Source organism: Mesorhizobium delmotii (assembly GCF_900149755.1).
Taxonomy (GTDB): Bacteria; Pseudomonadota; Alphaproteobacteria; order Rhizobiales; family Rhizobiaceae; genus Mesorhizobium; species Mesorhizobium delmotii.
The window spans coordinates 1,306,805-1,329,416 of sequence record NZ_FUIG01000013.1 but is presented as its reverse complement, the minus strand read 5'-3'; the positions used below and the strand labels follow the sequence as shown (position 1 = coordinate 1,329,416).

Annotated in this window: 19 protein-coding genes and 1 pseudogene; 9 read left to right on the top strand and 11 right to left on the bottom strand. The window is 62.2% G+C overall.

Annotation, left to right across the window (positions count from 1 at the left end; genetic code table 11):
- Nucleotides 1-132 precede the first annotated feature (132 nt).
- Together BQ8482_RS07815 and BQ8482_RS07810 are read right to left on the bottom strand one after the other, a co-directional pair.
- Nucleotides 133-1,272: an efflux RND transporter periplasmic adaptor subunit gene (locus BQ8482_RS07815; RefSeq protein WP_425294084.1), complete on the bottom strand. Its 1,140-nt coding sequence runs from the start codon at nt 1,270-1,272 to the stop codon at nt 133-135.
- Nucleotides 1,273-1,343: 71 nt separating this feature from the next.
- Entirely contained in the window at nt 1,344-1,961 is a 618-nt protein-coding gene (locus BQ8482_RS07810; RefSeq protein WP_123146932.1) for a TetR/AcrR family transcriptional regulator, read from the bottom strand.
- A 274-nt stretch (nt 1,962-2,235) separates the two neighbouring features.
- Here BQ8482_RS07810 and BQ8482_RS07805 point away from each other — a divergent pair, with 274 nt between their 5' ends.
- Both BQ8482_RS07805 and BQ8482_RS07800 read left to right on the top strand, forming a co-directional pair.
- Nucleotides 2,236-2,589 carry a VOC family protein gene (locus BQ8482_RS07805; RefSeq protein ID WP_123146931.1) on the top strand — a complete coding sequence of 118 codons (354 nt, stop codon included), beginning with the start codon at nt 2,236-2,238 and terminating at the stop codon, nt 2,587-2,589.
- Between the two features lie 3 nt (nt 2,590-2,592).
- A complete protein-coding gene (locus tag BQ8482_RS07800; protein WP_208867600.1) occupies nt 2,593-3,573 on the top strand; it encodes a PhzF family phenazine biosynthesis protein in 981 nt (326 codons plus the stop codon).
- Between the two features lie 132 nt (nt 3,574-3,705).
- Here BQ8482_RS07800 and BQ8482_RS07795 read toward each other — a convergent pair whose 3' ends face one another.
- On the bottom strand, nt 3,706-4,224 hold the full coding sequence (locus BQ8482_RS07795; RefSeq protein ID WP_123146929.1) for a DUF417 family protein: 519 nt from the start codon (nt 4,222-4,224) through the stop codon (nt 3,706-3,708).
- Nucleotides 4,225-4,288: 64 nt separating this feature from the next.
- Nucleotides 4,289-4,699 carry a YybH family protein gene (locus BQ8482_RS07790; protein WP_123146928.1) on the bottom strand — a complete coding sequence of 137 codons (411 nt, stop codon included), beginning with the start codon at nt 4,697-4,699 and terminating at the stop codon, nt 4,289-4,291.
- Nucleotides 4,700-4,942: 243 nt separating this feature from the next.
- Between BQ8482_RS07790 and BQ8482_RS39035 the strand changes: the two are divergent.
- Nucleotides 4,943-5,053, top strand: a pseudogene (locus tag BQ8482_RS39035) (IS110 family transposase); the annotation flags it as partial.
- Between the two features lie 240 nt (nt 5,054-5,293).
- Here BQ8482_RS39035 and BQ8482_RS37620 read toward each other — a convergent pair.
- Nucleotides 5,294-5,587, bottom strand: a complete 294-nt coding sequence (locus BQ8482_RS37620; RefSeq protein WP_133254706.1) for a hypothetical protein — start codon at nt 5,585-5,587, stop codon at nt 5,294-5,296.
- A 114-nt stretch (nt 5,588-5,701) separates the two neighbouring features.
- Nucleotides 5,702-7,354: an acyl-CoA synthetase gene (locus BQ8482_RS07775; RefSeq protein WP_123147456.1), complete on the bottom strand. Its 1,653-nt coding sequence runs from the start codon at nt 7,352-7,354 to the stop codon at nt 5,702-5,704.
- Nucleotides 7,355-7,641: 287 nt separating this feature from the next.
- Here BQ8482_RS07775 and BQ8482_RS07770 point away from each other — a divergent pair, with 287 nt between their 5' ends.
- Together BQ8482_RS07770 and BQ8482_RS07765 are read left to right on the top strand one after the other, a co-directional pair.
- Nucleotides 7,642-8,607 (top strand): sugar-binding transcriptional regulator, encoded by a 966-nt coding sequence (locus BQ8482_RS07770; protein ID WP_123146926.1) that lies wholly within the window; start codon nt 7,642-7,644, stop codon nt 8,605-8,607.
- 86 nt (nt 8,608-8,693) lie between these two features.
- Nucleotides 8,694-10,748: a bifunctional aldolase/short-chain dehydrogenase gene (locus BQ8482_RS07765; RefSeq protein ID WP_123146925.1), complete on the top strand. Its 2,055-nt coding sequence runs from the start codon at nt 8,694-8,696 to the stop codon at nt 10,746-10,748.
- A 70-nt stretch (nt 10,749-10,818) separates the two neighbouring features.
- Here the strand turns inward: BQ8482_RS07765 and BQ8482_RS07760 are convergent, their stop codons facing one another.
- The 3 genes from BQ8482_RS07760 to BQ8482_RS07750 all read right to left on the bottom strand — a co-directional run bounded on the left by BQ8482_RS07760 (nt 10,819) and on the right by BQ8482_RS07750 (nt 14,532).
- On the bottom strand, nt 10,819-11,874 hold the full coding sequence (locus BQ8482_RS07760) for a substrate-binding domain-containing protein (protein ID WP_123146924.1): 1,056 nt from the start codon (nt 11,872-11,874) through the stop codon (nt 10,819-10,821).
- Between the two features lie 61 nt (nt 11,875-11,935).
- Nucleotides 11,936-12,955, bottom strand: a complete 1,020-nt coding sequence (locus tag BQ8482_RS07755; protein ID WP_244602654.1) for an ABC transporter permease — start codon at nt 12,953-12,955, stop codon at nt 11,936-11,938.
- Nucleotides 12,956-12,990: 35 nt separating this feature from the next.
- Nucleotides 12,991-14,532 carry a sugar ABC transporter ATP-binding protein gene (locus tag BQ8482_RS07750; protein WP_123147455.1) on the bottom strand — a complete coding sequence of 514 codons (1,542 nt, stop codon included), beginning with the start codon at nt 14,530-14,532 and terminating at the stop codon, nt 12,991-12,993.
- A 136-nt stretch (nt 14,533-14,668) separates the two neighbouring features.
- On the opposite strand from BQ8482_RS07750, the gene mtnK reads away from it, so the two are divergent.
- The 3 genes from mtnK (at nt 14,669) to BQ8482_RS07735 (ending at nt 18,195) form a co-directional block, all read left to right on the top strand.
- On the top strand, nt 14,669-15,940 hold the full coding sequence (mtnK, locus tag BQ8482_RS07745) for an S-methyl-5-thioribose kinase (RefSeq protein WP_123146922.1): 1,272 nt from the start codon (nt 14,669-14,671) through the stop codon (nt 15,938-15,940).
- Nucleotides 15,937-17,028 (top strand): S-methyl-5-thioribose-1-phosphate isomerase, encoded by a 1,092-nt coding sequence (gene mtnA / locus BQ8482_RS07740; protein WP_123146921.1) that lies wholly within the window; start codon nt 15,937-15,939, stop codon nt 17,026-17,028. The genes mtnK and mtnA overlap by 4 nt, the downstream gene beginning before the upstream one ends.
- A gap of 339 nt (nt 17,029-17,367) precedes the next feature.
- Nucleotides 17,368-18,195, top strand: a complete 828-nt coding sequence (locus tag BQ8482_RS07735) for a phosphogluconate dehydrogenase C-terminal domain-containing protein (RefSeq protein WP_123146920.1) — start codon at nt 17,368-17,370, stop codon at nt 18,193-18,195.
- Between the two features lie 180 nt (nt 18,196-18,375).
- Here the strand turns inward: BQ8482_RS07735 and BQ8482_RS07730 are convergent, their stop codons facing one another.
- The gene (locus BQ8482_RS07730) at nt 18,376-19,134 is read right to left on the bottom strand and encodes a hypothetical protein (protein WP_123147454.1); all 759 of its coding nucleotides are present in this window, start codon (nt 19,132-19,134) and stop codon (nt 18,376-18,378) included.
- 63 nt (nt 19,135-19,197) lie between these two features.
- Nucleotides 19,198-20,889: a polysaccharide biosynthesis/export family protein gene (locus BQ8482_RS07725; protein WP_165848451.1), complete on the bottom strand. Its 1,692-nt coding sequence runs from the start codon at nt 20,887-20,889 to the stop codon at nt 19,198-19,200.
- A 692-nt stretch (nt 20,890-21,581) separates the two neighbouring features.
- Here BQ8482_RS07725 and BQ8482_RS07720 point away from each other — a divergent pair.
- Nucleotides 21,582-22,523, top strand: a complete 942-nt coding sequence (locus tag BQ8482_RS07720; RefSeq protein WP_123147453.1) for a D-ribose ABC transporter substrate-binding protein — start codon at nt 21,582-21,584, stop codon at nt 22,521-22,523.
- Nucleotides 22,524-22,612: the final 89 nt, after the last annotated feature.

Genomic DNA, 22,612 nt, shown 5'->3' with positions numbered 1-22,612 from the left:
CGCAAGGATCGATGTGGGGGGTTACATCGACCTGACGTCTCGACAATCGGGCACCCTGCCGCCCGGAAACCATGAACCGCTTGACCTCGCGGCTTGCGCCGATGCGAGGAAAAGCCGTTTTATTCTTGGCCGTCAGCGCACGCGCTTGGCGACGTCGCCATCATCGTCCGCCGATGCGGACTGTTGCACCGCATCGCCGGGCAGCTTGACCTTGAGATTTTCGGCCATGAATTGCGTGCCCGCCGCAACGACGACGTCGCCGGGTTTCAATCCTTCGGCAACATGCACGCCGTCGGCGGTGAACTCGGCGACCTTGATCGGACGCGCATGGACGGTCTCGCCGTTGCGGTCCACGGTCCAGACGATCTGCTGGCCATCTTTTTGCGCCAGTGCGCTCAACGGGATCGATACGCTTTGCGGGCTGCTGTTGGCCGCCGAAGCCTCGATGTTCGCGGTCATGCCGAGAAGCACGCGCGGATCGTTAGGCAGGCTGACGCGAACGGCAAAGGTACGCGACTGCTGATCGGCGCTGCCGGCGACTTCACGGACCTTGCCGTCGAGCGTCAACGCATCGTCGGACCAGAAGCTTGCCTTGACATTCTTGCCCGGCTTGAACTGGGCGATATCCATTTCCGGAACGGCGATCAGCACTTCCTTTTCGCCATCAACGGCAACCGTCACAACCGGCGTGCCGGAGCCGACCACCTGACCGACATCGGCGGCGACTGATGTGACGATGCCGCTCCTGTCCGCCTTGAGGTCGGTGTAGAGGACCTGGTTTTTCGCCTGGTCTAGCGCTGAGCGGGCGGAATTTCGGGTGGCGACCGCCTGATCATAGCTGAGCGTCGCCTGTTCGAGCTGCGATTTCGATGCAAAGTTCTTGGCAAACAACTGTTCGGCACGACGGCGGGCAAGGCCTGTCGTCTCGACCTGCCGCTCGGCCGCCTCGAGGCTGGCCTCGGCGCTGTTGACTGAAAGGTCGTAGTCGGCGGGATCGATGCGGGCAAGAACATCGCCCGGCTTCACGCGCTGGCCGATGTCGACCAAGCGCTCGGTGATCTTGCCGTTGATGCGGAAGCCAAGGTTCATCTCGGTGCGGGCGCGCACCGATCCGGAGTAGGAAAGCTCTCGGGTATCGTTCGCCTTGGCGATCTCGACGACCTTGACCGGCCGGACGATGTCCTTGACTTCCACTTTTTCTTGCGAGCAGCCGGCGAGCCCAAGCGCCGCGACGACGACCAGAGCCGGACCAATGGCCGGCAGCCTGTTCATGATGGATTTGGACAAAGGCACTTGCGTACTCCCGAACTGGATATGGATTGTCGACGACCGGCGGACGCCGGTCATTTCTTCAAGGCCCTGATCGCAAACTCGATAAGCTCGTCCGGCATCGCCCGATTCTTTTTGGCAAGGCACTGGGCGACCATCTGCGGATGACAGAGGGTGATGATAGCGGCGCTGAAACACCGCGAAGCGACTTCCGGGTCCTGATCGGCAAACTCGCCGGTTGCGATACCGTCGCTGATCACCTCCGCCACCAAGCCGCGGATCCTGTCGATATGCTTCTCGATGACATGCCAATCGCGTTCGATGGCAACGACGACCATTTCGTGCACCTTCTCCTGGTCGAGCATGGTGTCGCGGGTCCACTGATAATGAGTTTGAACGTAGCGGCGAAGCTTTTCGCTGGCTGTTCCGGGACCATGGCAGGCGTCGTAGGTCAGTTGGTAGCAGGTAGCGAGCATGCGGCCGCAAACGGCCTGGTGGATTTCGACCTTGGAGGCGAAGAAACGGTAGATGTTGGCCGTCGACATGCCGAGTTCACGCGCTATGTCGGCGACGTTGGTCTTGCCATAGCCGTAGTGGCGGAACAGCCGCTCTGCGCAATCGAGGATGCGCGCGACATTCTCCTGCCGGACCACGTCGGCCGCCGTATCGAGGGTATCAAGGGTATCATTCATCGTGTTTCATTAGCTCAATTACGAGTGACGAATTTTGAATTTCGTCACTCGTAATTCGAAATCGCCCGCCTGTCAACTGCGACATTATCCGTCTTGGGCGACTGGTGACATCTGTTGACACAACTTGGGCGTGAACAGCGTTAATGAAGCCTGCTGCGGGCCGTGCACGGGCCACCCGCCAGGCTCAGGTGATCGGGCGCCTTATTTTATTCAAGACGTGCTCCGCGGCGCGCAGCAATGCGTTATCATCCAAGCCGCGGAAAGGAGAGTTGGGATGACCGTGCTGCGCATCGTCTCGAATATCGCCACAGACAGCATTCCGGATGTTCGGAAGTTCTATACCGACTTGTTCGGGCTCGATGCCGTCATGGATCACGGGTGGCTCGTCACGCTGGCGTCCAGCGAAACCACCATCCCCCAGATCAGCATCGCCAGCGAGGGCGGCTCAGGCGCGCCGGTGCCCGATCTGTCGATCGAGGTCGACAATGTCGACGCGGTTTATCTTCGCGCAAACGAGATCGGTTGCAGACTGGTCTATGATTTGACCGACGAACCGTGGGGCGTAAGACGTTTCTTCATTGCCGACCCGACCGGCAAACTGCTCAACGTGCTCTCGCATCTTCGCTAGAGATTGTTCTGCAATGCAGGACATTGGCAACCGTCCAAACATTCAGCCGAACGACTGAAACGGGCCCGCAGGTCATCGGAGGAAACCATGAGCAGAACAATTCCATTTCATTTCGTCGATGTCTTCGCGGTAGAGCCGCTGACGGGCAATTCACTTGCGGTGGTCGACGGCGGTGGCGAGTTGGCGCTCGAGCTCATGCAGAACATTGCACGTGAGTTCAACCAGTCCGAGACAACCTTTGTGCTACCGGCGACCCGGGAGGACGCCGACTGGAAGTTGCGCTCTTTCACGCCGAAAGGCGTAGAGGTTTTCGGTGCTGGCGGCCACAACACGCTAGGGGCTTGGTGGTGGCTCGCTGCAGCGGGGCGGCTCGATCTGGGCGATGGGCCAACATGGTTTCACCAACAGATCGGCGACTTGGTGTATCCATTGGCTATCTGGCAAAGCCAAGGGAAACTCGAAAAGATCATTATGCAGCAAGAAGCCCCAGCGGCCGGCCGGCAGCTCTCAAACCTTGGCGCTCTTGCCACGGCACTCGGCCTTAATACTGAAGAAATAGCGGCTGAGGTCGTGCCTTGCCAGGTGGTCTCGACCGGTGCTGCCCATCTCCTGGTGCCGATCCGCGATCGCGAAGCCGTCGACCGGATTTCGCCGGATGCCAAACAGCTTTTCGACCTGCTCAACCAGATCGGCGGGGAAGGCTGCTACGTCTTCTCACTCGATCCACGGCTGCCCGAAACCACGGCGTATGCACGCTTTTTCAACCCGACTGTTGGCATTTCCGAGGATCCGGCAACCGGTACGGCGGCTGGTCCGCTCGCCGCACATCTCGTTGCACACGGTCTTGCACAGCCCGGCGTAATCAAGATCGAGCAAGGCACGGCGCTCGGACGTACCAGCATCATCGAGGTAGATGTAGATGCCGGCTCAGTGAGCGTCTCTGGACGCGGCATCGTGGTGGCGAGCGGGGCGTTTTCGATCTAGTCGAAGGTGTAGTCCGGGTGGGCGCGCAGGCAGCCTGTGCCTGTCCCACAATGTCGCAGCAGGTGGCGCCCCGCCATTTGGCGCGGCTGTGCGGATGGCGTGGTCTGCCACTCGCCTTCGGCCTGGATTCGCTTAGGTAGCCGATTTGTTTAATCTGTTCAGGCTTTCGCCCAGTATGACAAGCGCGATGCCGAGCAGCGCAATGTCCTTGATCAGGAACTGACCGGCGGGACCGAGCGCGGGAAAGCCCAGCGTAGGCTCCCAGATCGGCAGGGCAACCATAATCGAACAGGTGACCAGGAAAATCAGGGCGGCCAATGCCCCGCCGGCGACACCGGCGCGCGTCGACCAGGGGGAGGCAATCAGGAGAAGCGCGGTCGCGATCTCGACGACGCCAAGCACATAAGAGGCACCGGCTTCACCAAATGCCGGATACATCCAGGCGAGCCAAGGCGTGCCGCCGATCAGCGGCCTCAACGCCTCGATCTCAACAGCCGTGAACTTCATCCCGCCGATCATGAGAAGCGGCAGTATGACCCCGGTCAGGGCGACGATCCGCCCGGCTTTCCTGACCGCGGCGGCTTTTCGCGCCCATGGCCGAGGAAGGATCTCGTCTTGACCTTCAGGCTCTGATGTTCTGAGAACCGGCATGAGTTTCCTCCTCCGCCAATTGCACCACTCGCGCTGTCACGATCGCTTGACCCCGATGCGCTGCTCAGTCCGGCTTGTAAGGATACGAGTGATGCTCGTGAGCGATGATCCAAAGGTCACCTTCCTTCCGTAATCCGACGGTGAGCCGGAGGCGGGTTGCCGGGTCCTTTTCAAGCTCTTCCCTGGTGCCGCACCGCAGCAATGCGGTAGCAAAAGCAACCCGGTCGCCCGCCGTGACATCCAGCCGCTCGATCGCGAAAACGCCGCCCTGCTTGAAGTGCTCGAAGAACGGGCCCCAGCTATCGCGGTAGGCCTCAATTCCCCTGAGTTCGTTCGGGGGTGGGACATCGAACATCACAAGGTCCGTCGCGTGATCCGCAATGATTGTCTCCAGGTCTTGCTGCTGCACGGCATTCGCCCAACGCTCGATGAGCGCCTGGATGTGTGCCTCGGCGTCGCGCGCCGTGTTCTCCATTGGAATGCTCCTCCTGCTAATCTTCTTGGTTCTGTATCGAGGACGATCGGGAGGCGCTCGATCCGACACTGAGTGATCTTGTTTGCTCCGTTCAGCCGATCCAGCCGCTGCGAGGCAATCGCGGGAGCGATCCGCCAAGGCCGGAAGGTCACGGCATTGAAGAGCGGGTGGTTGTTCCCCGATAAGATGGAGATACGGGCTCACGACTGGACGCCGGGCCCAAGCATCGAACGGAGAACAACCATGAGCGAGTATATCGGGCTCGACATGCCGTTGAAAGAGGCGGCACTTTCTGTGCGGCGCGATCGCAAGCGGATCTGGCGCGGTAAATGCCCGTCGGGACCGAGCCTGGTTGTGAGCTTGCGAGGTTGCAATTAATTGGCGCCCGAGCCGTGTCGAGGTCAATGTCCGTGCCCGCCTTCGACACTCGAAAGCAACAGCCGACCTTCGCGTCTTGGCGATGGCCGGCCGGCACCCTAAAGCGCGTCACGTTTGACCGGGCACATGCGACGCGCTTTAGGTTATTGTTTTATGCACGTCGTTATCGCAAAACCGCTGCACACTTTTGCGCGACATGCATTAGAGCGACACGTTTTATCCCGCCGCTGTGCGAATGCAGCGCACATCACGCGGGCCGCTACGAGGGATATTTCCCTTTTTGCGCGCGCGCTCGAAGCGGCGATTGCATTCGCGACGCGCGCGATCGCAGGCGTTGTCCAGTTTGGCGGCGGAGGCGTATCCCTGTATTGCGAGTTTTCCGGTCACGACGCCATGACCGTCGTGGTACAACCGATAATAGCATCCGGCGGCTTCAGCGGGTGCAATCGATCCAGAGACGATAACAAGGCCGAGGGCGGCTGTCCCGGCAAGCAAGAGTAAGCTCTTCATGTGTTCTATCCCCGATTTTGGATTACCTCCGCGACTGCGGAGTAATCGGAACACAGCTATGTCGTCGGGCACGACTGAAAGGTTCATTCATGCTGGATGCCAGCGCCCACTGGCTCAAAGCTGCGGCGCACTGGCCTTCGCCATCTCCCTCAGCCTGAACTTCTGGATCTTGCCGGTTGAGGTCTTCGGAATTTCGGCGAAGAGAACTGCTTTCGGCACCTTGAAGCGGGCGAGCAGCGCGCGGCAGTGATCGATGATCTCGGCTTCGGTCGCCGTCCCGCCCGGCTTCAGCTCGACATAGGCGACCGGCACCTCGCCCCATTTGTCGTCGGGCCTGGCGACGACGCCGCAGAAGGCGACGGCAGGATGCTTGTAGAGCGCCTCCTCGACCTCGATCGAGGAGATGTTCTCGCCGCCGGAAATGATGATGTCCTTGGAGCGGTCCTTGAGCTGGATATAGCCGTCGGGATGCCTGACGCCGAGGTCGCCCGAGTGGAACCAGCCGCCGGCGAAGGCCTCGCCGCTCGCCTTGCGGTTCTTCAGATAGCCCTTCATGACGATGTTGCCGCGGAACATGACCTCGCCGATCGTCTCGCCGTCGGCCGGCGTTTCCGCCATCGTCTCGGGGTCCATCACCGTCAGATCCTCGAGCGCGGCATAGCGCACGCCTTGCCTGGCCTTCCTCGCCACCCTGAGACCCTTGTCGAGCCCGTCCCACTCGCCATGCCATTCGTTGACGACGGCCGGGCCATAGGTCTCGGTAAGGCCATAGAGGTGAGTGACCGCAAAGCCTGCATCGGCCATGCCCGACAGCACTGCTTCCGGCGGCGGTGCCGCGGCGGTGCTGAACGTGACCGTCTGCGGAAATTGCCGCTTGTCCTCGTCCCTGGCGTTGATCAGCACCGACATCACGATCGGCGCGCCGCACAAATGGGTGACGCCATGATCGGCAATGGCGTCGTAGATCGGCTTCGCCCGCACCCAGCGCAGGCAGACATGGGTGCCGGCCTGCACGGCCAGCGTCCACGGAAAGCACCAGCCATTGCAGTGGAACATCGGCAGCGTCCACAGATACACCGCATGCTTACCCATACTGGCATGGATGGTGTTGGCGTAGGCCATCAGTGCCGCACCGCGATGATGATAGACGACGCCCTTGGGATTGCCTGTCGTGCCGGAAGTGTAGTTGAGCGAGATCGCATCCCATTCGTCGTCGGGCATCGACCAGGCGAAATCCTCGTCGCCACCCGCGAGGAAGGTCTCGTAGTCAAGCGCGCCGATCCGCTCGCCCTTGGGATAAGGGGCATCAGTGGCGTATTCGGGATCGTCATAGTCGATGACCAGCGGTTTTACCTTAGCCAGCGCCAGCGCCTCGCTGACGACATTTGCGAATTCGCGATCGACGACAAGCACCTTGGTTTCGGCATGGTCGAGCTGGAAGGCGATGACCGCGGCATCGAGGCGGGTGTTGAGCGAATGCAGCACCGCCTTGGTCATCGGCACGCCGAAATGCGCTTCCAGCATCGGCGGCGTGTTGGACAACATCACGGTGACGGTGTCGCCCTTGCCGATGCCGCGCCTCTGCAGCGCCGAGGCCAGCTTCAGCGACCGCCGCCAGAAATCACGATAGGTCGTGCGCTGGCGACCATGGATGATAGCGACATGGTCGGGAAAGGTCTTTGCCGCCCGCTCCAGATAGCTGAGCGGCGTCAGCGGCTGGTGGTTGGCTGGATTCCTGTCGAGATTCTGTTCGTAGGGATTGCCCATCCCGTCCTCCCCTGGCGCATGTCCCCAAAATCGGAATCGATTTTCGGGGCATGCGCAAGATCAAAGTGTTACAGCGTCCTTTGCGCGTCCGAAAGGACGCGCGGCGCTGTAATATCTGATCGAGCCCTTCTACCCCACAGGCTTCCGGCCCGTCACCACCAACGATGCCACGATAGGGCGCATTTGGCACAATGAAGATCTAGATAAAGCGAGCGAATGGGCATCGTTTACCCTCGCTCGGTTTGACTTTTGTCGAGAGCCATGAATAATGTCAGCGAGGAGATGGCATGGCGATCCGACCGGCAGAACAGCTTATCCACAAGGCCGCCTGGCTCTACTATGCCCATGGCTTGCGCCAGGACCAGGTGGCCAGCCAGCTCAAGATTTCCCGAGCCTCGGTCGCCATGTATCTGCGCAAGGCGCGCGAGACCGGCATCGTCAACATCTCGACCTCGACCCAGCTTTTCACCGACGATGTCCTCGCGCGCCAGCTCGAAGACGCGCTGAAGCTCGACGCCGTCTGGATCGCGCCGGAAAACGGCCATATCGCCGATCCGTCGACCGACATCGCGGTGCTGGCGGCAAGCGTCTTTCTCGAACTGATCAAGAAGGGCGACCGCATCGGCGTCGCCTGGGGACGGACCATCTATACGATCGCAGACATCATGTCCTATGCCGATCTGCAGGATGTGACGGTGGTGCAGCTCTGCGGAAATCTCGGGGCCCCCTATTCCTACCGGCCCGACCAATGCACCATGGAAATCGCACGCCGGCTCAACGCCAAGGGGCTCAATTTCTATGCGCCGCTGGTGCTGACGACGGAAGAACTGGCGCGCGGCCTGCGCGCCGAGCCGGTGATCCGCGAGCAGCTATCGGGCATTAGTGAATGCAACCTGGCGTTGTACTCGGTCGGCACCGTCGACGCCGATAGCCACGTCGTCAAATGCGGCGCGCTGACGGCTAGCGAAATGGAGGTGCTGCGCCGTGCCGGGGCTGCCGGCGTCATCGCCGGGCAGATCATCGACGCGCAAGGCAAGGCGCTCGACTGCAGCTACAACCGGCGGATCATTTCGGCGGAGCTGTCATCGCTGCGCAAGATCGAAAAGCGCCTCGTGGTGGTGCAGGAGGACAGCAAGTTCGGACCGCTGGTGGCGGCGATCGCAGGTGGGCTGTGCACGCATCTGGTGGTCGGCGCTCGGATGGCGCGACGGCTGCTCGACCATGCCGGACCGGCGGCGGAAAAGGTCGCCTAGACACGCAAACTCCGCCGCGGACGCATTGTCATCAAGGCGTCGCGGCATTCCTGTTTCACAACGAGAGCAAATCGGACGAAGCGAACATGAAGAACCTGTGGAATGACGGCGACGCGGAGAAGTTGGTTGCCGACTATGCAACAAAGGGTGTGGCCCGCGACCTGGCGCTGCGCGTCTATACGACCAGGCTTCTGGGCGGCGAACCGCGGCTTGTCCTGCATGGCGGCGGCAACACATCCTGCAAGACAAAAGCGACCGATCTGGTCGGCGACGAATGGGACGTGCTTTGCGTCAAGGGCAGCGGCTGGGACATGGGCGTCATCGAGCCGCAGGGCCTGCCGGCGGTCAAGCTCGGCGCGCTGCTCAAGGCGCGGTCGCTCAAAAAACTCTCCGACGAAGATATGGTCGCCCTGCAGCGGGTAAACCTCATCGATCCGTCTTCGCCGAACCCTTCGGTCGAGACGCTGCTGCACGCCTTCCTGCCGCATAAGTTCGTCGACCATACGCACTCGACCGCTGTCCTGGCCATCGTCGACCAGGACGACAGCGAGGCGCTGAGCAGGAAGGTCTTCGGCAACAAGATGGGGTTCGTGCCTTATATAATGCCGGGCTTTGACCTGGCGAAGGCGGCTGCCGATGTCTTCGATGCCGACCCGACGGTCGAAGGCCTGATCCTCGACAAGCATGGCATTTTCACCTTCGGCGACGATGCCAAACAGGCTTACGACCGGATGATCCATTATGTGAACGTCGCCGAGGATTTCATCACCAGCCACGGCAAGCCGCGCACCGAAAAAGCCGCCTTGCCGGCCAGGCTGGCGAAGCCTGCAGAAATTGCGCCGATCCTGCGCGGCGCAGTGGCGGTGGCACGCGGCGAAGGCCGCTTCGACCGCATGATCAGCGATTTCCGCACGTCGGACGCGATCGTCGATTTCATCAATTCGGCAAGGATTGCCGACTATGCCGGGCGCGGCGTGTCGACACCCGACCTGTCGATCCGCATCAAGACCGGACCGATGGCGCTGCCGGCGCCCGACGCGGACAAGATCGGCGACTACAAATCCGTCATCCGCCAGTATGTCGAAAAATTCGCCAAGGACTATCGCGCCTACTTCGAAACCAACGACGCGCTCGACGATGTCAAGCGCACGATGCTCGACCAGATGCCGCGGCTGACGCTGGTGCCGGGACTCGGCATGTTCGGCCATGGCCGCACACTGAAGGACGCGAAGATCGCCTCCGACGTCGGCGAAATGTGGATCGAGGCGGTGCGCGGCGCCGAAGCGATCGGCGATTTCCATCCACTGTCCAAAGCCGACCTGTTTCCGCTCGAATACTGGTCGCTGGAACAGGCCAAGCTCGCCTCCAATAAGCCGAAGCCGCTGACCGGCCAGGTTGTGCTGGTCACCGGCGGCGCCGGCGCAATTGGTGCCGCCACCGCAAAGCTGTTCGCCGACAACGGCGCCCATGCCGTCGTCGTCGATCTCGACGCAGCAAGGGCGGCGGACGCGGCGAAGAGGGCCGGCAACAGTTCGATCGGCATCGGCGCCGACATCACCGATCCGGCGCAGATGCGCGCTGCGTTCGACAAGGCGGTCGCCGTCTATGGCGGCCTCGACATTCTCGTCTCGAATGCCGGTGCGGCCTGGGAGGGCAGGATCGGTGAGCTCGACGACGCCACTTTGCGCAAGAGCTTCGAGCTCAATTTCTTCGCCCACCAGTCGGCGGCGCAGAACGCGGTGCGGATCATGCTCGAACAGGGCACCGGCGGCGTGCTTCTGTTCAACACCTCCAAGCAGGCAATCAATCCGGGTCCGAAGTTCGGCGCCTACGGCATCCCGAAGGCGGCGACGCTGTTCCTGTCCAGGCAGTATGCCCTCGACTACGGCGCCCATGGCATCCGCTCGAATGCCGTCAACGCCGATCGCATCCGTTCCGGATTGCTTACCGACGCCATGATCGCCAGCCGCTCGGGCGCGCGCGGCGTGTCGGAGAAGGAATACATGGCGGGCAACCTGCTCGGGCAGGAAGTGACGGCCGAAGACGTGGCCCAGGCCTTCCTGCATCAGGCGCTGGCCGAGCGGACCACCGCCGATGTGACGACGGTAGATGGCGGCAACATTGCGGCGGCGCTGCGGTAGGCTCAAGAACAGTCCAGACGCAAAAAGAGCGGCCCGAAAGCCGCTCCTTTCTTTTGCCTGCCGTAAAAAGCTATTTGGCGTTGGGGTTCGGCATCCAGGCCGGCATCGCGACATCGGCATGAGCGAACTGCGGCAGCTTGGCCGAGAGGTCTTCCATGTTCTTGATGTCCTTGTCGATCAGGTCCTTCTGGGTGATCAGCGTCGGCGGCACGATGACGTTATGGCCGGGGTCTTCGCCGGCCAAAAGCTGAGCCAGGGCGCGCACCGAAACCTGGCCGACGACAGCCGGATTGGTGGCGGCTGTTGCCGCCCAGGCGCTGTCGGGCTCGCGCATTGCGGCGATGTCGGAGGTCGAGATGTCGGCCGAATAGATCTTGATGTCCTGGGACAGACCGGCCTCGTCGACGGCGATCTTCACGCCCTTGGCGAATTCATCATAGGGCGCGAACATCACCTTGATGTCGGGGTTGGCCGACAGCACCGAGCGGGCCTGGTTGGCGACGGAATTGGCGATCGGATTGTCGAGCGTGCCGAACATCGCCGCCTCGTTGATTCCCGCATATTTTTTCTTGAAGTCGACCCAGGTCTCGTTGCGGCGGTCGAGCGGCGCGATGCCGGCGACGTAGACGTAGCCGGCCTTCCAGCTCTCGCCATTGTCCTTGACCGCCTGTTCGAGCGCGAGGCGCGCGAGGTCGCGGTCGGACTGCTCGATCTGCGGTATCTTGGGGTTTTCGACATTGACGTCGAAGGCGACGACCTTGATGCCGGCGTCGACCGCGCGCTGGGCGGCTTCCTTCATCGATTCCGTCAAGCCGTGCTGGATGATGATGCCCTGGACGCCGAGCGCGATGGCCTGGTCGACCATGTCTGCCTGAAGGGCTGCATCCTGACGGCTGTCGAGGACGCGCAGATCGACGCCAAGCGCCTTGGCCTGCGCTTCGACGCCGGAAAGGTAGGCCTGGAAGAAGTCACCGGTCGAGAGATAGCGGACCAGCGCGATCTTGACGGCGCCGGGTTTGTCGAACGGCGCCGGCTTGTCCTGCGCCATCGCCGGGACCTGCATCAGCAGCGCGGCGCCGGCAAGCCCGAGTGCTGCCTTCCCCAAAAGTCTTCTTGTGATCTTCATGTTGTTTCCTCCACTTGTTGAACTCAAATTTCAGCCGGTCGAAATCCTATCTGTCGAAATCCTATCTCTTGCCCCTGCCGGAAAGGGCAAAGGTGAAGACAAGGGCAACCACCAGAACCAATCCCTTGATGAAATCCTGCGTGTAGTAGGGCGCGTTCATCATCGTCAGGCCCTGCAGCAGCACGCCGACAAACACCGCACCGACGGCCGTGCCGAAGGCGTTCGGCTTGGCGGCGCCGAGGACCGCGTAGCCGATGAGCGCCGCCGCTACAGCATCGAGCAGGAGATTATTACCCGAGGCGATGTCGCCGCGTCCAAGCCGGGCAGCGAGCAAAATGCCGCCGATCGAGGCAAAAACTCCTGATATAACGTAGGCCCAGATTTTGTATGCCTTGACAGGCGCGCCGGCGAGCTCGGCGGCCCGTTCGTTGCTGCCGACCGCATACATCATGCGGCCGAAACGGGTGTATTCGAGAAAAAACCAGATCAGCACCGCAAGCACGAGCAGGACGACCACCGAAACCGGGATTAGGTTCGGGATGAAGAAATCGAAGCGGTGGCGGCCAAGTGCCAGGAAGCCAGCGCCGAACGTGCCGTTGGCGACCGAGCCGTCGGGCATCGTCATACCGGTGGCGATCGAGCGGCCCTCGGTCGGGATGCGCTGCAAACCGACGAGCAGGAACATCGTGCCGAGCGTCGCCAGGAGGTCCGGTACACGCATATAGACGATCAGCCAGCCATTGATGAGCCCGACGATGACGCCGATCGCGAGACAGGCGACAACCGCGACGACAGCGTTCTGCTCCAGCACCACCATGACATAGGCGGCCGCCATCATGGCGCTGGTGGCGACGGAGCCGATCGACAGGTCGAAGCCGCCGACGACCAGGGTGGCGGTGACGCCGAGCGCCAGCACGCCGGTGATAGCGACGGACTGAAAGATGAAGACGGCGCTCTGCGGCGAGACGAAGCCATCGGCGGCGACGGCGAAATAGGCGATCAACCCGAACAGCAGAACGATGAAGCCATAGCGAATGGCATGGTCGCGCGCCGCTGCCATCCTTACCCAACCCGAACTCATGCCCTCTCCATTCCACGTCCCATTATCTGCCCGCCTCACGCTGCGCTGTGCAGCGGCCCGCCCGCCACTTCGGCCAGCAGACGCTCGAGGTCGACGTCGACGTTGCGATGTTCGCCAACGATCGTCTGCTCCGACATCACCAGGATGCGGTCGGCGGTCTCCAGCGCCTCGTCGAGTTCGGTGACGAACAGCAGCGTCGCACGGCCGTTCGCGCTCGCCCGCAGCTTGGCCGCGATATCGCGCCTGGCGGAAATGTCGACGCCCTGAAACGGCTCGTCTAGGATGAACAGTTTTGCGGCCTGCGACATCCAGCGCGCGACCATCACCTTCTGCTGGTTGCCGCCGGAAAGCGCCGACATTTCGTCCTTCTCCGAGCGGCAGACGATGCCCAGTTCCCGAATCTGCCGGCGGGCGGTGGCGCGCTCGATGCGGCGCTTGAGAACGCCCAGACGCGACATCCGCCTGTGGAACGGCAGGCTGATATTTTCCTGGATGTTGAAGTCGCCAACGATCCCGTTTTCGCCCCGGTCCTTGGCGACGAGAAATACGCCGGCGGCGATCGCCTCGCCTGTCGAACCCGGAGCATAGGGTTTGCCGTTCAGCATCATGGTGCCGGACAGCGGCTTGCGCACGCCAAACAGCGTCTCGGCGAGCGCGGTCTTGCCGACGCCGACGAGGCCGGTGATGGCAACGACTTCGCCGTCGCCGAGCGTCAGCGCGATCGGCCTGGCGCCTTGCGCAATGCGCAACCCGTCGATCGTCAGGACAAGCCTGGCCGAATTCCTGGCGACGATCCGGTCGAGGTGGATCTTGCGGCCGAGCATGGCGTTGACCGCGCCTTCATAGTCGAGCGGCTTGCGGTCGAAAACGCCTGAGATGACGCCGTCGCGCATCGAGACGATCCGGTCGGCAAGCCGCCTGATGTCCGACATGCGATGCGAGATGTAGAGGATTGCGACGCCGTGCTCGCGAAGCCTGTCGAGCAGCGCGAAAAGCCGGTCGGCCTCGGCGCTGGACAGAGAGGACGTCGGCTCATCGAGGATCAGCACTTTCGGCTGATGTGCCATGGCGCGGGCTATCGCCACCATCTGGCGGTCGGCCAGCGAGAGATCGCTGATCCGGGCTCTCAGGTCGATGGCCAGCCCCATGCGGTCGGCAACCGCCTTTGCCTCGCGACGCACCCGGCCCGGATTGAACAGGGTCGGCGCGCCGCTGCCGCTCAGCCTGTCGAGCGTCAAATTGGTGGCGACGTCGAGGTCGGCTACGACACCATCATTGATGTTTTGATGAACAGTGACGACACCGGCGCGTATCGCCTCCGCCGGCGTATTCGGCGCGAAATCCTGGAGCGCAAAGTCCTGGGGCGCGAAGTCGTGGCCGGCAAGGCTCATCGTGCCGCCGCCACGCTCGTAGACGCCGCTTATGATCTTGACCAGGGTGGATTTGCCGGCGCCGTTGGCGCCCATCAGCACGGTCACTTCACCGGCGTGCAAATCGAGCGAGACGCCGCCAAGCACCTCGATATGGCCAAAGGACTTCCTCAGGCCGTGCACGCGGAACACGGCATTATTGCCCATTCGTTCCTCCCTGACCACGACGCTAGGGGCTGTTCCGGCAATTGTCAACACGATTGACAATTGCCAGAGAGCTTCCTAGCTTGGATCAACCGCCATGGCTCCACTATGATGGGAGCACATCAGCGGGAGGGTGAGGATGACTGGGAAATTGCCGTTCGAAGCACTATCGGTCGACACCCTGGCAGCACGCCTCGGCGCCAACGATGCCCTGTGTTCGCATATCGGCAAAGATACAAGCCGCTGGAAGGTCCGCGAGGTCGGCGACGGCAATCTGAACCTGGTCTTCATCGTCGAGGGCGCCACGGGTGCGGCCGTCGTCAAGCAGGCCCTACCCTATGTCCGCCTGGTCGGCGACAGCTGGCCGCTGCCGTTGAAGCGCTCCTTCTTCGAGTATCACGCGCTGACGCGGCAGGAGGCGAGAGCGCCAGGTTCGGTGCCTGCGATCTATCACTTCGATGAGAGCCAGGCGCTGATCATCATGGAATATCTGTCGCCGCACATCATCCTGCGGCGCGCGCTGATCGAGGGCCGGCAGCTGCCGAACATCGCGAGAGACATCGGCCTGTTCATGGCCCGCACCCTGTTTCGCGGCTCCGACCTGCATATGGCGACCAAGGACCGTAAAGCCGATCTGGCGCTGTTCGCCGACAATGTCGAGCTCTGCGACATCACCGAGAACCTGGTGTTCTCGGACCCGTATTTCGACGCCAAGATGAACCGGCATACGAGCCCGCAGCTCGACAGCATCGTCGCAGAGTTGCGGGCGGACCGCGATCTCAAAGTCGAGGCGCAGCGGCTGAAGCACATTTTTGCGGCCAATGCGGAGACGCTGCTGCATGGCGACCTGCATTCCGGCTCGATCATGGTCACCGCGACAGAAACGCGGATGATCGATCCCGAATTCGCCTTCTACGGCCCGATCGCCTTCGACGTCGGCATGCTGCTCGCCAATTTCTGGATGGCGTTCTTCTCGCAGCGTGGCCACGAGCAGGATGGAAAGCGCGATACCATGCGCGCATATCTGCTCGATGTGACGGTCGACACATGGTCGGTGTTCCGCACCGAGTTCTCGCATCTGTGGCGAACCGAGCGCACGGGCATGCTCTACCAGAAGAGCCTGTTCGAGGATCAGGGCGACAGGCTTGGCGCCGAACAGGCGCTCGACCACATGCTGCATCAGGTCTGGACCGACATGCTGGGCTTTGCCGGCGTCGAGGTGCACCGGCGCATTCTTGGCCTCGCGCACAACGCCGATTTCGAGACCATTGCCGACGAGGATCTGCGCGCCACATGTGAGGCAAAGGCGCTGAAATTCGGCCGTCACATCGCCGTCAACCGGCGCCAGATCCACAGCATCGACGAGGTCAACAAATTGGCCGCGCTGATCGAACAGGAGAACAGAATTTGAACGTCGGCGACCGCCATTATCGCACCATCTGGCTGAGCGACGACGGGCGTTCTGTGGAGATCATCGACCAGCGCTGGCTGCCGCATGATTTCCGCGTGGAAAAAGTCGGCACCGTTGCCGGCATCGCCACGGCGATCCGCGACATGTGGGTGCGCGGCGCGCCGCTGATCGGCGTCACATCAGCCTATGGCGTCGCCATGCAAATGGCCGACGATCCTTCGGATGCGGCACTCGACGGCGTCTGGGAGGTCTTGCACGAAACACGCCCGACCGCGATCAATCTGCGCTGGGCGCTCGATGAGATGCGAGGTTTCCTGCGGCCGCTTCCATCTGAACAACGCGCCCAGGCGGCTTACCGGCGCGCCGGTGAAATCGCCGACGAGGATGTCGGCCTCAACCGCGCCATCGGCGTCAATGGGCTTGAAATCATCAAGGACATCGCGGCGCGCAAGCAGCCGGGCGAACCGGTCAACATCCTGACCCACTGCAATGCCGGCTGGCTGGCCACCGTCGACTACGGCACCGCCACGGCGCCGATCTATCTGGCTACGGAAGCCGGCATTCCCGTTCACGTCTATGTCGACGAAACGCGCCCGCGCAACCAGGGCGCCCAGCTGACCGCATGGGAGATGGCCGGCCACGGCGTGCCGCATACGCTGGTCGTCGACAATGCCGGCGGCCATCTGATGCAGCGCGGCCAGATCGACATGGTCATCGTCGGCACCGACCGCACCACCGCCGACGGTGATGTCTGCAACAAGATCGGCACCTATCTGAAGGCGCTGGCCGCCGCCGACAACGACGTGCCGTTCTATGTCGCGCTGCCCTCGCCAACGATCGATTGGACGGTGGGTGACGGGCTTGCCGAAATCCCGATCGAACAGCGCTCCAGCGACGAGGTCTCGCTGGTTTGGGGTAAGACCGCGAATGGCGAGATCGCGCAGGTCCGCATCTCGCCGGAGACGACGCCCGCGGCGAACCCGGCCTTCGACGTGACGCCGGCACGGCTGGTCACCGGGTTGATCACGGAACGCGGCGTCGCCAAGGCCTCGCGCGAAGGTTTGAAGGCGATGTTTCCCGGACGCTGATGATCCTGCACCCACGAATACTGCTGAAACGGTTGGCAGCGGACCACCGCCTAAACGTCAAGACTGCCGGTCTCGCCGGACCCTGAAAAGACCCGCCCTCGCGGGCAATGCAAAAGATCTGCGTCTACAAGACTCGGGCATTCCGATGTCGATCCACCTCATGATCCCGAGAAGGCCGCCACCAAGTGGCGCAGCCACGGCGCGGGACTGCGCCAATGGAATTGGCTCTCTTGAACTCGTTCGTCCCAAATCGGATTGCCAATCCATGGTAGTGTGATTATACCAGTTACTAAGGTGACGATCGGCAGGGCCATCGTTCGAGATCAGGAGTACGGCTAGATGACAACGATCGCGCTGTTTGGTGCCGGCGGCAAAATGGGTTACCGCCTGTCGACCAATTTTCGCGGCTCTCCCTACACCATACGCCATGTCGAGGTCAGCGACGCCGGCCGCGAGCGGCTGAAGACGGGGCTGGGCATCGACGCGGTCAGCGCCGACGAGGCCCTCAATGGCGCCGAGGTGGTGATCCTCGCGGTTCCCGACACCCATATCGGCAAGGTTGCGGCCAGCATCGAAGGCAAGCTTGCTTCCGGCACCATGGTCGTCGTGCTCGACGCCGCAGCACCTTTCGCCGGCCATTTGCCGAAGCGGCCGGACCTGACCTATTTCGTCACCCATCCCTGTCATCCGCCGATCTTCAACGACGAGACCGACATGGCGGCCAAGAAGGACTATTTCGGCGGCGTCAAGGCCAAGCAGCATATGGTCAGCGCGCTGATGCAGGGACCGGAGCAAGATTTCGCCAAGGGCGAAGCGATCGCCAAGATCATATGGGCTCCAGTGATGCGGTCGCATCGCGTCACCGTCGACCAGATGGCGCTGCTCGAGCCGGGCCTTTCGGAGACCGTCTGCGCCTCCCTGCTCGTCGTCATGAAGGAAGCGGTCGACGAGGTCGTCGCCCGCGGCGTCGACCAGCAGGCCGCGCTCGACTTCCTGCTTGGCCACATGAACGTGCTCGGCGCCGTCATCTTCGGCGAGACCAAGGGCGTGTTCTCCGACGCCTGCAACAAGGCCATCGAGTTCGGCAAGCCAGTGCTGATGCGCGACGACTGGAAGCGGGTCTTCGAGCCTGAGGAGATCGCGGCCAGCATCCAGCGCATCACCTGAGGCGGAAGTACCTGAAAATCATGGAAGCATTTTGAGCCGTCCGCCCGGGCGGCTTTTCATTGATTGATTTGCTCCCTCAACAATGCGGTTGTGGCCCGGCATCGAGGAGGGGCAATCTCATGCAACGCTGGCCAATCCTGACTGTATTTCTCGTGCTACCCTTTGCGTGAGAGGCGCGTCCTATGTCACCGCGGTGACCCTGCCCGCCGCATCGAGGCGACAGCCGACTCGCGCCTGCCGAACCTCGATGCCGCCTTGTCTTGCGTAGTGTATGCGCACCTCGATCCGCGCCGTGAGTGCGCCCCGACGTTGCTGCAACGGACCTGCGCTTACCGCGTGAACACGCACGGCACCAAGGGGCGCCGCAGCCGACGCGATCGCCGTGCGGCAGGCGCGCACCACAGCTTGTGGGATACCGGGTTTCGCTTTCAGTGGCGCCACAAATCCCAACGGATAGCCATTGGTGATCGGCGCCAACGCGTCGCGACCAGTTCCGGAAGGCCTGAGCGCGCGCGGCAGTACGGCGAATTGTCTCGCGGCCTTGGCCTTGGCGGTGGCAGGCGTGATGCCGGCACTGCCGCTCGCGACTGGCCCAGAGCCCGCGGCCGGGTCGCCTGGCGTACCTCCTGGAGCGGTGCCCGATCCGGACGAATGGGCGCCCACACCTGTAGATAGGCCGCCGCTTGCGCCGCCGAGATTGCCGCCAATGCCAAGCCCAGCGCCGAGTGATCCGTTGCCCGCGCTGACCGATCCGCCAAGGCTTGCTCCCCCTACTCCGTCGACGCTCGCGCCGCCCGCCACAGAGGCGCCTTTCGAGCCGACGCTCACACCAGCACTGACCCCGACACCGCCAAGTTTACCGCCAAGCCCCGCGTCAAGAGCCGAGGCAGGGCCAATTGCGATCGCGATTGTCAATGCGGCTGCGACGTATTTATTCATTACCATATTCCTCCTGCGGCATGTATTTCGGCCCACGGAGATGCCCTCCGCCATCAGCCCTCGCTAGCGAGAGCCGAGCTTCGGCGGTCGCGTCGGGAGCAATGCGTCGGGAAGCGCGATGGTCGCCACTAGAACAGGTCGCGATGGCCTTTTGACCTTCACTTTGCGGTTTTCCCGCAACCCCGGTTGACGGGCTGGTCGCGAGCGCGCAGACACATCTGCACGTGAAGTTGCGGTGGCACGTGCTTTCGGAGCGCGGTTCATACGCTCAGTGCGACGCTCACCCTGGGCCTTTTCAATGTCAATCGCCTTTCGCACGGCGCTGAGGTCGCGGGCTAGACCGATGGCCTTGTTGCGCTCCTGCTCCAACGCGACGCTCAGCTCCATCGAGACTCGGCTCGCTTCCTGCTTTGCCGCGTCGCGTTCCCGGCGAGCCCTGTCGAGATCACGTGCGGCTGAATCTGCCCGTTCGCGTTCCAGTTCGAGTGCGTCGCCAGCTCGCTTTAAAGCCGCCTCGGCCACCTGTCGGTCCTTGATGGCGTTGGTCTGCGCGACCACAGCCAGATTTGCGCTTGTCTTAAGAGCGTCGATAGTTTGGCGCGCCGCGGTGAGTTCGCGTTCGAAGCGCTCAGCCTTGTGCCTCTCCTCATCAAGCGCTCGCTGCGCCTCAGCCAGAGAGGCCTCCATAGAGTGACGCGCTTCAAGCATGGCGGCCTTCTCGTGATCCGCGAGAATGGCTTTGGCCTTTAAGCCGTTGACTTCGCGTTGCGCCACTTCCAGATCGAGCGCGAGCTCTTCGGCTCTTCGCCGCTGCTGTTTTAGGGCTTGTCCTTGTTCAGCCATCATGTCGGCTACCGCACGTGCCTGCGCGCTGGCGTCGCGTGCGCCGCGCTGCATCGCGCCCAGTTCCGCTCGCGCCGCCGCCAATTCGCGGCCCTCATGATCACCGCGGGCCGGCTGCACGCTCTTCCTGAGCGCGTCGACTTCCCTCAGCGCCGCAAGGAGCTTCTGTTCCAGTGCGCCGCGGTCAGTCCGCACCGCATCGAGTTCCTGCACCAAGGCGGCAGCCCGTTGACGCGCCGTCGCAAGGTTCTGATTGTCTCGGACGGCATCGTTGCGAGCAGTCTGGCGAGCCGCAAGTGCTTCCCCGCGAGCTGCCGCGACTTCCATACGAGCGGCCGACAGCTCATTCAGCAATTCATTCATTTTCAACCGTTCCCCTTCCAGAGCTTGCTGCTGCTCCGCTGCAGGCTCCCAACGTGTGTGGGAACCGCGCACGCTCGGTTGCGCCCCGGCCTGGCCCTTCTCGACACTGGCGCGTTCCGAAGCCACGGCCGAAGAGCTGTCGTCGGCTGCGTCTGCCGGCGGTTCGGGCGCTTTTTGTTTGCCCGGGTGTTCCACCGAACCTGTGATGTCCGAGGGCGGATTTTGTATCAGTTTGACGGTTGTATCCGCCCGTTCTTGACGGCCGCTTCTGACTTGCAAGCGATCGGAAATCAGCTCTGCCAGCTCCTCCTCACGCAGACCTGCGGCGGCAATGTTCCCGATCACTGGAAGGTCAAGCGTGCCAGCCGAGTCGATGGTGAAAGTATGGTTGAGCTGCAACGCCTCCAAAACGCCATCGCGCAAGGCAGTCCATCGCCAAACGTGCAGTTCGATCGTGTCTCGCGGGGCAAGTCTGTCGTCAGCCTTCGGCCGACCGTGTGCAGTGGATTCCAGCAGCAGGATGATACAGAACGAAATGAGGCACAACATGGCGCTGCAGCTCCTGCCGCAGATGCCACGAAATGAAGCCAAATGCCGTCGGTCAGCAAAGCTTAGCGCGGGACTGCAGGATGACGGCCTGGAACTCTGCACAAAATTCATAGCTGAACCTCACCGGCAACGCGATCCTTGCCGCGAACGGATTCATACGGAAACCCGCGCGCAGGCTGGGGCCGCGGAGAAATTCCACAACCAAAGCGCGATACTAGCAAAGCCCGCGCGTACCGCTGAGCACCGAATAAGGCTTAGGAGTGTCTCCTCTTTACTTACTTATTACGCTCTCACCCCGCGTATCATACCCCTTACGGTGGTGGTTATCCGGCTTGGCCAGCTGCCGGCGCATCGTAGGGAACGAAGTATCGCTCTTGGTGGATGACTCTCCGATGGCCGGTGGCTGATGCAGGAGCCGCTCGCTGCTCATCAGATACATATCATCTGAATTTGTGGTTGACTCATTATACCAGTTGGCTTAGCTGTTGGAATGGCTTTGGCAAGCCGAGGCCGGGCTGAAAATTGGGTAGATGGCAGATGGAGGGCAGCCTGGGGACGGAATCGAACAGGATGATCCGCCCAGGTGAGCCGGCAAATGACCGATCCGCGACACGGACGCGATCCGCCTGGCGAACTGGATGCATTTTAGCCTGGGCCGCGGAGGCACAGGCTTTTTCAAACGGGAGGAAATCATGAAACTCACTCGCAGAATGACACTTGCGGCTTTCGCCGGCATGCTGGCGCTTGGCACCGCCGCACCCGCCTACGCGGCGGATCTCATTGCCATCATCACGCCTTCGCACGACAATCCATTCTTCAAGGCCGAAGCCGTCGGCGCGGAAGCCAAGGCCAAGGAACTCGGCTACGAAGCACTGGTGCTTGTCCATGACGACGACGCCAACGAGCAGTCCGAGCTGATCGACACCGCGATCGGCCGCGGCGCAAAGGCGATCATCCTCGACAATGCCGGCGCCGACGCCACCGTCGCCGCCGTGCAGAAAGCCAAGGATGCGGGTGTTCCCTCGTTCCTGATCGATCGCGAGATCAACGCCACCGGCGTCGCCGTCGCGCAAATCGTCTCCAACAACTACCAGGGCGCCCAGCTCGGCGCGCAGGAGTTCGTCAAGCTGATGGGCGAGAAGGGCAATTTCGTCGAGCTGGTCGGCAAGGAATCCGACACCAATGCCGGCATCCGCTCGAAGGGTTACCACGATGTCATCGACGACTATCCGGACCTGAAGATGGTGGCGCAACAGTCGGCCAACTGGAGCCAGACCGAGGCCTATTCCAAGATGGAATCGATCCTCCAGGCCAACCCGGACATCAAGGGCGTGATTTCCGGCAACGATACGATGGCGATGGGCGCCTATGCAGCGCTTGCCGCCGCTGGCCGCAAGGACGTCATTGTCGTCGGCTTCGACGGATCGAACGACGTGCGCGACTCGATCGCCTCTGGCGGCATCAAGGCCACAGTCCTGCAACCGGCCTATGCGCAGGCGCAGATGGCAGTCGAGCAGGCCAACGACTTCATCAAGAACAAGAAGTCTCCGGCCGAGGAAAAGCAGCTGATGGACTGCGTCCTGATCAATGGCGACAATGCCGCCAAGCTGGAAACCTTCGCGCTGACCAACTGAGCCGGCGTAACATCAATCGCAAGGGACGAGCTTCCGGCTCGTCCCTTGCTTCCATTTTCCTGGGTGCCCTGACCGCCATGCCGAACAAG